At 44.1% G+C, this 15,660-nt stretch carries 12 protein-coding genes; 3 read left to right on the top strand and 9 right to left on the bottom strand.

Annotated elements, in window-relative coordinates:
- Window positions 1-2: 2 nt before the first annotated feature.
- Together J0L70_RS10105 and J0L70_RS10100 are read left to right on the top strand one after the other, a co-directional pair.
- Window positions 3-2,099 (top strand): protein kinase domain-containing protein, encoded by a 2,097-nt coding sequence (locus tag J0L70_RS10105; RefSeq protein WP_287454352.1) that lies wholly within the window; start codon window positions 3-5, stop codon window positions 2,097-2,099.
- Between the two features lie 57 nt (window positions 2,100-2,156).
- Complete coding sequence (locus J0L70_RS10100) at window positions 2,157-3,923, top strand: S8 family serine peptidase (protein ID WP_287454350.1); 1,767 nt, start codon at window positions 2,157-2,159, stop codon at window positions 3,921-3,923.
- 63 nt (window positions 3,924-3,986) lie between these two features.
- On the opposite strand, the gene J0L70_RS10095 is transcribed toward J0L70_RS10100, so the two are convergent.
- The 9 genes from J0L70_RS10095 to J0L70_RS10055 are packed head-to-tail and all read right to left on the bottom strand — an operon-like array spanning window position 3,987 to window position 13,786.
- Window positions 3,987-4,802 (bottom strand): glycosyltransferase family 2 protein, encoded by an 816-nt coding sequence (locus J0L70_RS10095; RefSeq protein WP_287454349.1) that lies wholly within the window; start codon window positions 4,800-4,802, stop codon window positions 3,987-3,989.
- 28 nt (window positions 4,803-4,830) lie between these two features.
- Window positions 4,831-6,036 carry a polysialyltransferase family glycosyltransferase gene (locus J0L70_RS10090; RefSeq protein WP_287454348.1) on the bottom strand — a complete coding sequence of 402 codons (1,206 nt, stop codon included), beginning with the start codon at window positions 6,034-6,036 and terminating at the stop codon, window positions 4,831-4,833.
- Window positions 6,033-7,565, bottom strand: coding sequence for a glycosyltransferase family 39 protein (locus J0L70_RS10085; protein WP_287454346.1), 1,533 nt, complete (start codon window positions 7,563-7,565; stop codon window positions 6,033-6,035). The genes J0L70_RS10090 and J0L70_RS10085 overlap by 4 nt, the downstream gene beginning before the upstream one ends.
- A gap of 26 nt (window positions 7,566-7,591) precedes the next feature.
- On the bottom strand, window positions 7,592-9,193 hold the full coding sequence (locus J0L70_RS10080) for a glycosyltransferase (protein WP_287454344.1): 1,602 nt from the start codon (window positions 9,191-9,193) through the stop codon (window positions 7,592-7,594).
- The gene (locus J0L70_RS10075; RefSeq protein WP_287454342.1) at window positions 9,172-10,158 is read right to left on the bottom strand and encodes a glycosyltransferase family 2 protein; all 987 of its coding nucleotides are present in this window, start codon (window positions 10,156-10,158) and stop codon (window positions 9,172-9,174) included. The genes J0L70_RS10080 and J0L70_RS10075 overlap by 22 nt, the downstream gene beginning before the upstream one ends.
- Entirely contained in the window at window positions 10,155-10,928 is a 774-nt protein-coding gene (locus J0L70_RS10070; protein ID WP_287454340.1) for a glycosyltransferase, read from the bottom strand. The genes J0L70_RS10075 and J0L70_RS10070 overlap by 4 nt, the downstream gene beginning before the upstream one ends.
- A complete protein-coding gene (locus tag J0L70_RS10065) occupies window positions 10,925-11,632 on the bottom strand; it encodes an FkbM family methyltransferase (RefSeq protein WP_287454339.1) in 708 nt (235 codons plus the stop codon). The genes J0L70_RS10070 and J0L70_RS10065 overlap by 4 nt, the downstream gene beginning before the upstream one ends.
- A 60-nt stretch (window positions 11,633-11,692) precedes the next feature.
- Window positions 11,693-12,949: an ABC transporter ATP-binding protein gene (locus tag J0L70_RS10060; protein ID WP_287454338.1), complete on the bottom strand. Its 1,257-nt coding sequence runs from the start codon at window positions 12,947-12,949 to the stop codon at window positions 11,693-11,695.
- A gap of 9 nt (window positions 12,950-12,958) precedes the next feature.
- Window positions 12,959-13,786 carry an ABC transporter permease gene (locus J0L70_RS10055; RefSeq protein WP_287454336.1) on the bottom strand — a complete coding sequence of 276 codons (828 nt, stop codon included), beginning with the start codon at window positions 13,784-13,786 and terminating at the stop codon, window positions 12,959-12,961.
- A gap of 19 nt (window positions 13,787-13,805) precedes the next feature.
- On the opposite strand from J0L70_RS10055, the gene J0L70_RS10050 reads away from it, so the two are divergent.
- Window positions 13,806-15,635, top strand: a complete 1,830-nt coding sequence (locus tag J0L70_RS10050; RefSeq protein WP_017286320.1) for an ABC transporter ATP-binding protein — start codon at window positions 13,806-13,808, stop codon at window positions 15,633-15,635.
- The last annotated feature ends 25 nt before the right edge of the window (window positions 15,636-15,660 follow it).

The following is a 15,660-nucleotide window of genomic DNA, read 5'->3' as shown; positions in this document are numbered from 1 at the left end:
CTATGGATATCATTCATTCGCACTACAAAATCTTAGAAACATTAGGTCAAGGCGGCATTGGAACGACCTATAAAGCTGAGGATCTGCACACTCAGCAGTATGTTGCACTGAAAGTTGTTTCACTGCGTCAAACGTCGGATTGGAAAACACTCGATTTGTTTGAGCGAGAAGTGAAAGTTCTCAAGCAACTGAATCATCCTGCCATTCCTCGCTATATCGATTCGTTTGAAATTGATACCGAAGACGATCGTTTATTCTGCATTGTGCAAGCTCTCGCACCTGGGAAAACACTAGCCCAATGGATTCAAAAAGGTTGGCGACCAGACGAAGACACAACGAAAGCGATCGCATTTCAGTTACTCGATATTCTGGTTTATCTGCAAACTTTTCTGCCGCCCATTCTCCATCGAGATATCAAACCCCAGAATATTTTGCGCGATCGAGAAGGCAATATCTATCTTGTTGATTTTGGAGCCGTTCAAGATACCTATCGCCAAACTGTAACCGGGGGCAGCACGGTTGTCGGCACACTGGGCTACATGGCTCCTGAACAGTTTCGCGGCAAAGCAACCTGCGCGACAGACCTTTATGCTTTGGGAACCACCCTGCTTTATTTACTCACAGGTAAAGACCCCAATCATTTGCAAACATCAGATGATCTCCAGTTACAAATTCCGCCGAATTTGAGAATTTCTGCTGAGTTTAGTCGTTGGTTAAAACGTTGTATTGAAGCAGCAGAGGAAGACCGATTTCATTCTGCTGCTTTAGCACTGTCCGCTTTGCAAGGTCGCAATCCGAAAGAATTAGTACCCACTCAGACTCCGCAACGTCCGCGAAATACAAAAGTCTCGTTGATTAAAAGCGATCGCGCCTTACACATCCACTTTTCAGGGCAAAGCTTTCAATCGAGCAAAGCCGATAAAATCCGGATCAGAATCGGACTTGTTCTTCTGTACTTACTCACAGCATTCATTCTCTTTCGGATCGTTGCTGTCAGTCGATTAAACATGTCAGAAGTTGGCTACTACGGTTTAATCTTAGTTACCTTCCCTTGTGTCACAGCCCTAGCCGGAATCTGCTTTGCGAGAGATCTCCAGACTTTAATCAAACCCACAGTTTTGAGCGTTAATGATTACACGCTCATACTGGCAGGAATGCTAAAACGCTTCGAGTTCTACCAAAAGATCTCATTCATTCTTGAGGACATTGAAGACATTCATCTCGAAAAAACTCGTAAAGGAGAGAGTGTCGGTGTCATCAGAATGCGCACCCAAGAAGTATATCAGTTTGGTCAATACCTCTCACCCACTGAACAACGGTGGCTCGTTCATGAACTTCAAACCTTCATTCAAGCAGCAAAACAAAGAGCCAAAGAAAGATTCGAGCAAATTCAAGATAATAAACTCGCGACTTTAGATGCCCTATTTCAACGCGCAATTAGGTGTTATCAGAGCGATCAACTCGCTCAAGCTGAAACACTATTTCATGCAATTTTGATCTTCGATGCTGCTAGTGCAGAAGCGTATAACAATTTAGGTGTAATTCAGCATCGTCTAAACCAGCATTCCACATCAGCAGATTTTTTTCAGAAAGCATTACAAATTGCTCCGAGCTATTGGGCAGCGAGAACCAATTTCGCGATCGCGCTTCAAGAAGACAATTTCACACAAGCGATCGCAATGTATGGAACCCCATGCCCATCTGATCAAACTACAGGCAATGAGCGCTATACCCTAATTTTGTATAATCAATGGCGCGGAAGCCTAGCAGATGCGATCGCAGAGTTCGAGACTCCTCCTGATGATGAGATCTTACTTGCTGTAAAAACTCATTGCCGCCATGCTGATTTGCTGCAATGCAAGGGAGACTTTACGACTGCGATCGATCTCTATCGACATGTGCTGAAATTGGTAAAACACAATCCGGCTCTCAGCGCCGAAATTTACGCAGAATTAGCCTGGACATTTGCGATGATGCACAATCTCAAAGAGGTACAGGCTTGTTTAGCACGATCGCGAAAACTTGCCCCAACCACTGAACACGGAACGACTCGCTATACCGAAGCCTTAATGCAATACCTCAAACCGAATCGAGGATAATTTCAAGCGTTTCAACGGGAATCTTGAGAGAGACTCTCTTTCCCACCAACCAGTATTATGCGACGTTTACTGCTGATCGGGTTATGCGTATTCAGCTTTTTGCTATCTGTTTTATCTTTCCAAGCCTTTGCAACTGAACCTGGGACTTTTGATTCAATTATTCTCGACTTCCGTGAGTCGCTGACCAGTGACGAACTCTCTAGCGAACTCAGCGAACTGAAATCTGGCTACAGTAGCGACATTCGCTTAAACAGTGAATTTTCTCAAGCTGATCACGTCTTTGTGATGAAAGGCGATGCAGCGCTGCTTCGGAAACTCAAAAACTCCGACATCGGCAAGTATACAGAATTTGTGGAGCCGAACTACATCTACAAAACGACGGGCAAGCCGAACGATCCCGACTATGACAAACAGTGGAACTTTCAAAGCATCAATATTGAAGAAAGCTGGAAACATACGCGAGGCAAGGGAACCGTCGTTGCTGTGATTGATACTGGGGTGAGCCAAGTTCTTGACTTAAAAGAAACTCAATTCGTTGAAGGATATGATTTCGTCAACGATCGCTCAGATGCTTCTGATGATAATGGTCATGGGACGCATGTTGCAGGCACGATCGCTCAGTCTACAAACAATCGCTATGGGGTAGCAGGTGTTGCTTACGAAGCGAGCATTATGCCTTTGAAAGTCCTGGCAGCCTGGGGTGGAGGAACAACAGCAGATATTGCAGAAGCGATTCGTTGGGCAGCCGATCACGGGGCACATGTCATTAATATGAGCTTAGGCGGTGGGGGAGAAAGCCAACTGATGCGAGAAGCGATCGAGTACGCTCATAGCAAAAAAGTGACGATCGTTGCGGCGGCAGGCAATTCGAGACGGAGTGTTGCTGAGTTTCCAGCCCGGTATCCTCACGTAATCGCTGTTTCAGCCTACGATTCGACAACGAAGAAAGCGCCCTACTCGAACTATGGCACGGGAATTGATATTGCTGCACCAGGAGGTTCGATTCAATCTTCTGCAAATAAGAGTGGTGGAATTTTGCAGAACACGATTAATCCAGCTACAGGGGAATCTGTGTTGGAATACTTTCAAGGAACCAGTATGGCTGCTCCTCACGTAGCAGGCGTTGCAGCGTTAGTGCATTCGCTTGGTACACAAGACCCAGATCGGATTGAAGGAATTTTGAAAAAGAGCGCGATCGCAGTTCAAGATGATCCGCAAAATTTCTATGGCGCAGGCAGACTAGATGCAAAAGGAGCCGTCGATTTAGCCTTGAAAGACCGTCCTTTCTTCTGGTGGCTATCTCCGAAGCTTTGGAGTGGTTTCTTCAGTCGTATTTGGTTTGATGGCAGTTCCTTCAACCTCGGTCTGAAGGTTCTCATGTTGGGGATTGCGATCGCATTCTCGCAAGTATTTATTGCTCAGATGCCTCGAAATCGCACTTCGCTATATTGGGGCTTGGTGCTCGGAAGTTGCGGATTGTTCTTCTTGCGAGGCATCTTTATCACGAATCTGCCTCAGTTTCCACTCCGCTTAGCAGGTAGCTCGATTCCTGAGTTGGTTGGCACGATTCTCAATTCCAATCTGCTGAATCCAATCTCTGCAAGTGTTCTGATTCCTTTCTTGCTGCTTGCTGGTTTGTTAGGACATCCTTCGTTGAAATGGTTTGCGATCGGGTGTACTTTCGGAGTTGCAGCTTGCTTAGCCGTGAGTGCAGTCTTTCTACCCGAAATGCAATGGCTAGGAAGCAGCGCGATCGCACGGGGCTATCTCGGCGTGAATGCTTTATTGTCGCTAGGTCTTGGCTTACTGGCAGCGCGAGAATAGCTCAGGCATTTTTTCAAAAATCCCCCATTGCATTCGGCTCAGAAGCAATGGGGGATTTTCTATTTATCTACGAAAGAACCGTTTAATCGTTCTAAAACAGAGTCTTAAAGCTGAAAAGACAGTCGTGCGGCATTGATGCCAAATTTTCCAGAGCAGCCACTGAAATTGCTCAACTGGAGTTAGATACCGTCGATATTTTCTTAGAATTTGTCGAACTCGGCGATCGCACTCTCCACTTTCCATATCAATAAACGTTTTCGTTCCTGCAATTCTGCGATAGTTCCCCCAGATTTCATCAACATAGTAAACGTGAGCCACTTGAATCACGCGGAGGATAAAATCTAGATCCATCGAATAGTGATCCTCGATCGCATAATTTCCAACTCGCTCATGCAGCGATCGATGATAAAAATAAGCGCAAGGATTACAAGGATAGGGATTGATATTCAACCCGAGAACGAGATCAAACAAGCGCAACTTAGAAGGCTTATTGATATCAATCACTTCTCCGTGATCGTTCCAGATTCGACAGTTTCCCACGATAAAGCTCGGTTCAGGTAGCGTTTTGAAGCGCTGATTAACTTGATTTAGAGTATCTAGCTCATAGTAGTCATCAACATTGAGAAACGTCAGCACATTGCCTTTTGCAAGTTGAATGCCTTTGTTCATGGCATCGGATTGACCTCGATCCGGTTCAGAGATCCAGCGAATGTGAGAATAGCAGTTCGCATATTTTTGAATGATACTAACTGTGCTATCTGTTGAACCGCCATCAATAATGAGATGCTCAATTTCGTCGCACTCTTGAGCAATGACAGTTTGAAGACAGGACTCAATGAACTGCTCTCCATTGTAAACAGGAGTCACAATACTAATCATAGCGATCGCACAAAACCTGGTGTTCGATTCATAGCACGTCTTGTTGAGAATTCAAAGCGGACTGTAAACGATAGCAAGCTTCATGTAAGGTTTGTTCATGCTCTAAGCGGGCATCCACAAAGTCTGGATAAAACGATTGTGTAGTTAAATCTGCTCCGAATCCAATGAAGCTTGGTAGATCAAAGAGAAGCTGTAAGGACAAAAAAGCAGAACTGACGGCAAAGATACGAATGTTCTGCTTTTTTTGAGTAAAAGCTTTGAGAAAGAAAATTTCAAAGGGTAAAAAGAACAGATTTGAATCAGTCAGGAGAATGACTTCACGATATAAGTGAGAACATAGTTTCTGCAATTCTTTAATCTTATTGGGATCATCTCTAGGATGAGGTTTGATGATCAAGACACTATCGGATGGAATGCTGTGTGAGCTAAGAAATTCATAGTAGGCGTGAATTTCACGAGCTTGAGGTAAGCGTTCTCCTTCTGAAAAGTTGGAAGTGAGTAGAATTGAAACTGGCGAATCTTGAATGATGGATTGAATTTCAGCTACGCGATCGTCATCGACAAATGAGGTGAATTGCTCAAACAAGTTGAGGAGCTGCACTGGCGCAAGCTTGACGCTTGGCATGGGTGGCGTTTCTCCAAAAATGTCAGGCAGCACAAAGTAGCCAATATCGAAAGGCAGAGAGTAGAGCTTTGTTTTTAACTTCAGGCGTTCACGAATTCGATGCCAGAGCGATCGTAGTTTCCACCAAGTCCAATCGAAAATTTGATCACGGGTTGGAGGCGGCGTAAACGGGCGACGAACGACGGCGGAATGCTCTGAGAAATAAAGCCCGATGCCGTCACCGTAGCAGACTCGATAAGCAGATGGATAGGCATTGAGTAAAAGCTGATTCGTCAATTGCCAGTTGCGACAGAGATAGATTTCATCGGCTCGATCGAGTCCGAGCCAGCGATGAACTTGGCTATAAATTTGAGCGGGTCGAGTCGAGTCGAGTTTGTGACCAATTGCATTCAGTTGATCAGGGGTGAGATAGACGATCGCCTCCCATTCACAAATCGATCTCGCCATCTGCTCGATAAAGGTTGCAAACTCATAATGCTGCTGTTCAGGAGCATAAAGCTCATAGATGACGAGGTAATTTTGGGAGTCTCTCAACTGCCCTCGATGCAAGAGCGCTGATAATGCAGCAATGAGTTGGATACTTCCTTGGCAGGTGATAATTCGCTTCATTTGGGAAGAAGTTGAAAGAGCTTATCTTTGTAGATAGGTTGGAGTGTATAGGTTTGCTGGAGGTTCTGTTTTAGGTAGGTAAGAGGTTTATAGAGATATAAATTCGGTTGATTGGGAAGCGATGGAACTTGATGTCGAATCGCAAGCTGGAATTTTGTACTCGGCTGAACGAGATGGCTTAATGTTAGGATATCGCCGATCGTGCCGCCTCCCTGATAAGACTCTTCTGCACTAACGACGATCGCATTTTCAGCTTGATTGATCATCGATGCGATCGCTAAATCTTCACTCAGGCGATTTTGAAACATCTGCACCGTACATGAAAGCACACCTGCGGTAAGAATACTGACCAATGCGAACCGCCAAAATGCTTTTTGTAGAAGATTTGAGCCATTTTTTAGCTGAGTTGCAAACAGATGTGCAACTGCAAGCTGAATCCCTAAATAGCACGGGACAAAGTAGCGCCCATTCGTCGATCGTAATCCACCCCAGATCAAGTCAGGAACAACAAAAGTAATAAGTAACGGTAAAACTAAAAGTGCAATCAATACCCAGGTTGCTTTTCGGGTACGGAGAATCAGCGATCGGGCGGAAAGAAAGGTGAGAAGCCCGATCGCAGTTGTAAATAAAAAGCTCCAAGAACCCGCTAGACTGCGTTTCAGAAAGATAAATTGATAATTCGTCACCCAACTCTCTAGCAACGTGTGGAGCGGAGTCGGTTGAAACATCCAAGCATTGCTTCTTTCGACCTGTGACAGGTTCACGGCTACAAAGAATAGCCAAGGTAAATATCCAAGGAATCCAAGGAATGAAGCTTTGAGAAAAGCACTCATAGGTTTCGTCAGTTTCACTTTCTGAGATGCGATCGCATGAATGCAATGACCTACCCAAATCAGAAGCGATAACAGAGACGTATATAGCGATAAAATGATTGAAACGCTATATAGGCTCCAAGCTAATTTTTTTGGAGATCGCATTGCATGAAGATATGCAGCGGAAGTAAACAAAGTCGTTGCCGCCCATAGAGAATATTCTCTGACTTCTTGAGCATAGTAAACCTGAAATGGCGAAACACTGACCAGTGCGATCGCGATCCATCCAGTAGATGGCAACCCAAATAACTCAAGACAGAGCCAGTAGATCGCTGGAAAAACGAGCAAGCTTAGCAGGCTTGGTAATATTCTGAGTGAAGTGAGATCGTTGCCAAACCATCGCATCCAATAATGTAAAAGTGTATAAAACAGAGGTGCGCGATGCGGTTCTTCAGTTGCTAAAGAGCGTACAACATCAAATTCAGTTTTCTCAGATGAAAGCTGTTGAAATTTGAGCACCTGATCACGATCGAGGATTTGAGCATTAAAAATTTGAGTTGTAATTTCTGTGAGCGTATAGCCCGATGATCTCAGTAACGTATGTGCCTCATCATGCCAGTAAGGTCGTTCTCCGAGGGACGCAAATCGGAAAAAAATACCAAGCAGCAATAGGATCACAACGAGAAGCCTAAAGGGTTGGATCGATTTTATGTTCATTGACAGGTGTGACGATGACTTCAGAACTAGCGAAAGCGCGATCGCAGCTTCCGAATTAGAGATAGAATGCAACGAATGATTGGAGCCGTTTTGATCTGAGTTTTTATTATTTTACTGGCTCGAATCTCAGTTATTACTAAGTCTGCTTTGTCCTGCAACCTTGCTGAATCAGCTTGAGCAGAAAGTTTTTGATAAAGTAGTCCACGCTGTTCAAGTGCTAGATCATAGTTCTGATCAAACAAGCGAATGGATAACTGAATTGGAATACAGTTCTGATTTCTCATCCATTGATTCAATTGTGGGATTGCAAAGAAGTGAAAGGGCTGAACAATGATGAAAAAACCGCGATCGCAAAGAAGATTTGTACTCTGTTGAATCTGCTGCTCTAAGGCACGATCCACTCCACTCATGACTACAATTTGAAATTCTCCACCTGGATCAGGCTGCAGATCTTGTACATTGACTTGCAGCCCTGCCTGTAGATAGTCTGTTTGGGTCTGTACGAGTTGCTCAGAGTCAACAATGTGAGTCAGTTCAGCACGAGGTAAGTCTGCAAGGTCTGCGACGATCGTTGAGCAAGTTCGCCAACACAGAATCTTGAGTTTAGGATAGATGCGATGAAGTTCTTGAATGAGTTCGTAGAGTTTGAGACGAGTTTGAAGCCGGGTTGAGGTGTGCGATCGTCGATCGTGTTTGGGAAATTCGAGCTTGTTGAAAATCGATCGATATAGTTGTTGCTGGACTGTTGGTTGAGAGTAATGAGTGAGAAAATGCTCATGTCCAGCTTTGGCAATTTGGTTCGCTTTTTGAGGATGAGTAAGATAGAACTGAATTTTCTCGATGAGTTCTGTCTCATTGCCGTAGCATTCAAAATGCTTGCCTTCTTCAAAGAGTTCAAAGAGTCCAGACTGCGGACGAATGCGATCGGTGAGTAAAAAACCTCCTGCCATCAGCACTTCAAACACACGCCGATTCAGATCTCCATTCAAACTACTATTGATAACAATCCGTGCTTTTGCATAGTCTTCTAGAGAGCTAGTGTAGTCTTTTTGGCATACATCTATGTCAATTCCAGATGTTCGGACTACATTCAAAATATGGGTTCGATACTGGTGTAATTCTGATTCAGAACCGCGAAAAATAACGGCGTACTTCTTCTCTGAGAGTTGAGGAATATATGGATCAATGACGATCGACCCAGGCAACCAAAATACATTTCTTAGTCCTGCCTCAGTAAAGAAGTGAAGATGCTGAGGGCTTTGATATGTCCAGTGGTAATCACAATTGAGATGCTTGCAATAGCTCACCATTCGACTCAACCCACCATCGCCTAAGTGAAAAGTGTCTCCCAATTTCATTACAGTTGGACAGTTCAACGTGTGGAGTCCGCGCGGCAGAAAAGTCATGACACGGGCAGACAGACTGACGAGATCAGGTTGGAATGGAAGCTGTTTGAGGAGGGGACGAATGTTGAAAGTGTTGTCAGGAATTGCGATCGCGTGACCTGCTCGAACAGCTTCGATGGGAGGATCAGGACACGCGATGATGCGAGTTGAGGGCTGAGTAAAGTCGAAATCTGAGAGTGAAGCGGGTTTCGGGCGCAGTATCAGTTCCTTTGGGGTGAACATTCGGAAGGATTGCGGTGACGAAGGAAATAGAGATACGCCAACACTAACATGAATCCCTTGCGAATTTTAGGCAGGTTTGTACACCGAATAATGGATTGAAACGTATCAAATTCCTGTTGAGTTGGGTGAGGAATTGAACGGAACTCCTCACCTGCAAATTGATCAATGTCTTCGGAGTAATTGAATTTTTTAATCCAGAATTTGAACAAACGCTCGATCGCTTGTTCATACTGTTGAAAATATTCGGGCGATCGTGTTTTTAAGCGTCCGTAGTACCCATTATTGCCATGAACTCGATATTTTACGAGGGGTTGATTGAGGTAAAATTTGTGGGCATTCGCGATCGATGTTCCATAAGTTACACAGTCATCGGCTCGAATTCGCCAATCTTCTAAGTAAGGAATGGGAAAGATTGCTTCGAGAACATGCCGCTTCATCGAAAGGGTGGAAGTGCGATGTCCAATCCAAGTTCTTCGATATAGGGTGCTGATTTTTGAATAGCCAAGATCACGAGTGTGGGTGTAACAAGTTGCAATTCTTTCTTCGTTACCAAAAAGTTCTGAACTGGTAAATAGAAAGTCACAAGCTGGATGATTTTGGTAGAAGTTTAGAACGGTTTCGATATAGGTTTCTTGGTATAAGTCGTCTGCGTCTAAGAAGAAAATAAGCTCACCTGTGGCAGCGTTGAATCCGTCTTGAAATGCTGCAAGTTGTCCTTCGTTTTTCTTTTTTAAGATGAGATTGATATTTGGGCTTCGATTAGAGGGAATCGTGCCCCCTAAATCTCCCAGAATGGGGGACTTTGAATTTAGAAAATCTTGTAAGACTTGGGCAGATTGATCGGTTGAGCAATCATCTACAATAATGATTTCATCGGCTTGGGCTGATTGATTGAGAACGCTCTCGATCGCATCAATCACATAGGTCTGATAATTATAGTTATTGATTAAAACAGAAGTTTTCATCGCAGTATTCGGCTCAGTAAAGATTTTCTAGAAAAGTTTCCTTCTCGAATATCGGGGCGAATATACGATCGTAAAACGCTTAACTCAATATCCCGTTCTGTCAAAATCCCTGCATCTATCGCTTCATGAAAGTATTGAAACCACAATTCGCCGTAGGGGTGATTGTAAGCTTTCCAAGGTTGAGTAAATAGATTGGTATAGTGAATCAATTTCGTTTCCGAATTGTGAAAATCGAATACGTTCCAGTTGGGGTCAAGCTCAGCGATCGCGAAAGGATGATGCTTCAGAAAGGCTGAACTCATTCGATTAAAATCTGTGTAAGTATAGCGCTGCTTTTCGATATCAAGAAAATACCTATCGAGATCAAAATAGCACTTTTCACAATCTATCAGCATTACGCTTAATCCCCAATTTCCACCATATTCTTGTTTAGCAAGAAAGTGGTGAATGCCTAAATCGATCTCATATAACTCTGAAATATCGGTGAGGCAAACTGTATCTGAGTCGAGATAAATTGCCTTGCCCTGATAATTACAAATTTTTGGGATAAGGTAGCGATACAAACTAAATTCAGTGACATTTTGATATTTAATTTTGAGCGACATCGGCGCAGGAACCGGTTCTTGATCATTTCGCTCGATCGCATTATGAGTCCCGTTCAAAACGTAAATATCTAAATCTTGCTGCGCGTGTTTCCGTAAGGAATAGATTAAAACCTTGCGCTCGACTAAACTGGCTTCTCCAGAACCAATAAAAACTCGAATACTCATCTTGTACCTATTACGATATTCCAAGCTTTGTGAAGTTGAGGCGATTCTAAAACGGCTAATGTATCTCTTGAAGTTGCAATAAACTGATAACCGAAACTTTTAAGGTGCTGACGGCATAAGTTCTGATCTGATACGTTTAGATGCTTGTGTTCATAAAGCAAGATCTCAGGTCTAAATTTTTCAAAGTCAATCAGTTTAATAATTTCAAAATCATATCCTTCTGTATCAATATGGATAACATCAATATGATGGATATGATGTTTATCACAAAGTTCTTCAAAGGTTAGACAAGGAACATCGCTTGTCATTAATCGCTCTTCTAAATCTGGAATCCATTGAGCATGTTTTAGAATCGTTGGAAGCGAGAATGAACCAAGCTGGCTATACCATTCAGGTGCATTATTGTCTTGCTTTAAATAGTAGAATTTTTGGGAATTATTTGTATGAGCGATCGCGCTATTTTCCAAAATAATATTGGAGAAATCTTTAAAGTTCTTCTCTAATTCCTGAAAAATATAACGAACAGGCTCAACTTTAACTCCCGACCAATTCCACTTCAAAATAAACGGATAAATTGGATCGCCATTAATTCCATCATTGGCTCCAACTTGAATAAAAAATGGCTGCTGAGTTAGCGAGAGAGCATAGAAAATGCAATCAATTGGATCTTGGAATGCAAAATACCTTAAAAAAGGCGATCGCACAAATTTCCAGGGACACCTTTTTTTCAGAAATTGCCGAATTTTTGACCGAATTCCCATAGGTTAAAAACTCCGCCATTCTGCTTTTGTCAAAATCTTACACTTCTGAGGCAATCCTGCACTTCCAGTCCCAAAGAAATCCCCGCCTTCTACCACAATCGAAACTGCATCTTGTAGATAATCTAGTACTTCAGATTCGCGATAAGAGAAGAAGATAGGTAAGCGATAAGTGCCGTTTGCTAACGGTAGCTGATTTAATCGACATCTCACAACGCCTGAATTCGCATTCAAAACAACGTTACTATCTGTAAAACTCGTTCTGAGCAATAGGATAGTTTGCCCTTTATCGTCTGAAACGGCAAAGCTAACAATCACACTCTCTAAAGCTTGACCTGAGTAGTTGACATAGCCAAACTCAAACTCATAATCTAAGCCAGATTGAAGAATTTCAACAGCTTGTCCTTGTGCATCTAAGACGCGAAAGCTAGAGACTTTCACTCTTCCTGAACCCGTACGATCGCGTCTTTCCAGCAAAGGAATCCGGCTCATCAACTGATAAGAGTTTTCTAAATAAACGTCGATCGCGGCTTGTACTTCTCCATGAAACGCAACCTGTCCTGCCTCCAGCACGATCGCCTGATTGCATAAAGCGCTAATCGTCTGCATATTGTGGCTGACAAACAAAACAGTTCGCCCCTCTCTTCCCACCTCTTCCATCTTATTCAGACACTTCTGCTGAAACTGGGTATCTCCGACGGCTAAAACCTCATCCACAATCAAAATTTCTGGCTCTAGATGTGCTGCTACTGCAAATGCTAAGCGCACATACATCCCCGAAGAATACCGTTTGACAGGCGTATCTAAAAACCGCTCAACCTCAGCAAAATCAACAATCTGATCAAACTTGCGCGCAATCTCCGATCGACTCATTCCCAAAATCGCGCCATTGAGATACACATTCTCCCGTCCGGTTAGCTCAGGATGAAAGCCAGTTCCAACTTCTAGTAAACTTGTAACTCTGCCTATCATCTCAATTCTGCCTTGAGTCGGCTCGGTGATTCGACTCAGCAACTTCAAGAGCGTCGATTTTCCTGCTCCATTTCGCCCAATTACTCCTAAACGATCGCCTGCTTGCAGCGAAAACGAAACGTTATCTAATGCCAAAAAATCTTCGGTCGATCGCTTCTGAGCGTTCCGATTGAACAACGATTTGACGGAACTTGCAATCACATCTCTGAGCAAGAAATTAGGCGCATTCGACTGATGTGCAATCTGATAGCACTTACTCAGATTCTCAACCTGAAGTACTAAATTTGACACATCACACTCCTAGATAATGTCCGCAAAGGTTCGCTCAACACTTCGGAAATAGCGAATTCCCGTCCACACCAACAGTACCACTACCCCCAAGGCTAAAACAAACCCCGGCAAATAAAACGACGATTCACCCTTGAGAATTGCCCAGCGAAAGCCATCAATCACACCAACCATCGGATTGAGTGAATACAACAATCGCCATTGTGCCGGAATAATTTCAACACTATAACCAACCGGAGAAACATACTGCCCAAGCTGAATCAGAAACGGAATCACCTGCGCTACATCGCGAAACCGGACATAAATTGCAGCAAACCACAAGCCAACTCCAAACGCCGCCAATGCTGCGATCGAGACAAAAAATGGCAGGGTTAAAATTCGCCAAGTTGGAATGTATTGATACCAAATCATCACTCCCAATAGCAACATTCCAGACACTAAGAGATCAACGAAATTCACTGCGATCGCACTCGCTGGAACCAGCAATCGCGGAAAGTAAATCTTCGAGATCAAATTCGCATTACTGACCAAACTCTGGCTCGTCTGTCCCAAGGACGCTGCAAAAAATTGCCAAGGCAGTAAGGCAGCTAAAACCAAAATCGGATAAGGCGTATCTTCTTGTGTCGGCAAGTTCGCCAGATTGCTAAACAGAACCGTGAACACAATCATCGTCAGAAACGGGCGAATCAGTGCCCAAGCAATCCCGATCGCGGTTTGCTTATAGCGAACTAGGATATCTCGCCAGGATAAGAAATAGAACAGTTCACGATACTGCCACAAGTCCCGCCAATATTGCTTTTCAGTTTGCCCTGCTTCAATGACCAGTCTCGATTTTTTCATCAAACGCTATTGTAGAAGAATGCAAACTAGACGATTTCAACGCTTCATTGGAAGCATCTCCCAATTTTTATCTATTTTCCGCTATTGTGGGCGAGCGATCGCACTCGTTTGGACAACGAATCGCCGTTTAACGATCGGACTCGCCTTGTTTACTCTAGTCGGTGGGCTTGTGCCTGCGGTGGTGGCATATGTAGGCAAATTGATTGTTGATGCCGTTGTTTTAGCCTCTCAGACTAGACTGGAAAGCGATCGTATGGCAGCGATCGGCTATCTCGGATTTGAAGCGGTTATGGTTGCGATTCAATCGGGTAGTAAACAAGGCTTAGTGCTTTCTCAGTCGTTGCTCAGAGTCTTACTTGGGCAGAAAGTCAATGAACTAATTCTCGGCAAGGCACTCACACTGAATCTGGCACATTTTGAAGATTCTGAATTTTATGACAAGATGACGCGCGCTCGGCGGGAAGCTTCGACTCGCCCCTTGAGCTTAGTCGGTCGAACATTTGGATTAGTCCAGGATTCGCTGACCTTGATTACCTATGGCGGGCTGTTGATTCAATTCTCGGCTTGGGCAGTTGTGATGTTGATGATTGCAGCTGTTCCAGCTTTTGTGGCAGAAACCCGCTTTGCCGGAGAAGCATTCCGATTGTTCCGCTGGAGAACTCCAGAGACGCGAGAACAGAACTATCTAGAATGGTTGATCGGCAATGAGTCCCCGGCAATGGAGATTCGGCTGTATCAGTTAGGAGGCATGTTGCTCGATCGCTATCGGGCGATCTTTCATCGGCTGTATGCTGAGGATCGCGATTTAACGATTCGGCGCGGACTTTGGAGCTATGGACTGGGTTTAGTCAGTTCGGCTGCATTCTATGGGGCGTATGTTTGGATTGTTTGGGAAACGATCGCAGGTCAGATCTCGTTGGGTGAGCTAACCATGTATCTCGTGGTCTTCCGACAAGGACAGAGTGCGTTTGCTTCGATTCTCAGTTCAATTGGTGGAATGTATGAGGATTCGCTGTATTTGTCGAATCTGTATGAGTTTCTCGGTCAGGAAATTCCGCGATCGCTCGGCAGTGCCACTCGCGGAAGTTTGCCGGGTGATGGCTTACGATTTGAGCATGTGACGTTCTACTATCCCGAAGCTGATAAGCCTGCACTAAAAGACGTTTCATTCCATTTACAGCCCGGAGAAAAGTTAGCAATTGTCGGTGAAAATGGCTCTGGAAAAACCACGCTGATCAAATTGCTGACGCGATTGTATACGCCAACTGAAGGTCGGATTTTACTTGATGGGTTAGATTTACAAGCTTGGGATCTCGAAGCCCTGCAACGTCGAATTGGGGTGATCTTCCAGAATTTCATGAAATATCAATTCAGCGTTGGCGAAAATATTGGCGTAGGCGATGTGCTGAATTTAGACGATCGCGATCGCTGGCAAGTCGCTTCTGATAAAGGCAATGCGATTTCATTTATTAAAGATCTGCCCGAATCCTTTGATACTCGATTGGGTCGATGGTTTAAAACAGGACGAGAGCTATCGGGTGGACAATGGCAGCGGATTGCATTGTCACGGGCATTTATGCGATCGAGTGCTGATTTGCTTGTTCTCGATGAGCCAACCTCCGCAATGGATGCCGAATCAGAGGTGCAAATCTTCGATCGCTTTCGAGAAATGACTCCCGATCAAATGGCAATCTTGATCTCGCACCGATTTTCAACGGTTCGCATGGCGGATCGAATTCTCGTCATGTCTGCTGGAACAGTGCTGGAACAAGGAAGCCATGAACAGTTGATTGAATTAGGCGGACGATATGCCCATCTGTTTGCAATTCAGGCAGCGGGGTATCAATAGGACGATTCCCCATTTCCCAAAATGA

Origin of the sequence: Leptolyngbya sp. UWPOB_LEPTO1, assembly GCF_017302695.1 — a bacterium.
GTDB lineage: Bacteria > Cyanobacteriota > Cyanobacteriia > Leptolyngbyales > Leptolyngbyaceae > Leptolyngbya > Leptolyngbya boryana.
This window is presented reverse-complemented; position numbering and strand designations above follow the sequence as displayed.

Coding starts and splice junctions, on each gene's coding strand:
- J0L70_RS10105 (WP_287454352.1), top strand. CDS start 3: ATGGATATCATTCATTCGCACTACAAAATCTTAGAAACATTAGGTCAA.
- J0L70_RS10095 (WP_287454349.1), bottom strand. CDS start 4,802: ATGATTAGTATTGTGACTCCTGTTTACAATGGAGAGCAGTTCATTGAG.
- J0L70_RS10055 (WP_287454336.1), bottom strand. CDS start 13,786: ATGAAAAAATCGAGACTGGTCATTGAAGCAGGGCAAACTGAAAAGCAA.
- J0L70_RS10050 (WP_017286320.1), top strand. CDS start 13,806: ATGCAAACTAGACGATTTCAACGCTTCATTGGAAGCATCTCCCAATTT.
- J0L70_RS10085 (WP_287454346.1), bottom strand. CDS start 7,565: ATGAACATAAAATCGATCCAACCCTTTAGGCTTCTCGTTGTGATCCTA.
- J0L70_RS10070 (WP_287454340.1), bottom strand. CDS start 10,928: ATGAGTATTCGAGTTTTTATTGGTTCTGGAGAAGCCAGTTTAGTCGAG.
- J0L70_RS10100 (WP_287454350.1), top strand. CDS start 2,157: ATGCGACGTTTACTGCTGATCGGGTTATGCGTATTCAGCTTTTTGCTA.
- J0L70_RS10080 (WP_287454344.1), bottom strand. CDS start 9,193: ATGTTCACCCCAAAGGAACTGATACTGCGCCCGAAACCCGCTTCACTC.
- J0L70_RS10090 (WP_287454348.1), bottom strand. CDS start 6,036: ATGAAGCGAATTATCACCTGCCAAGGAAGTATCCAACTCATTGCTGCA.
- J0L70_RS10075 (WP_287454342.1), bottom strand. CDS start 10,158: ATGAAAACTTCTGTTTTAATCAATAACTATAATTATCAGACCTATGTG.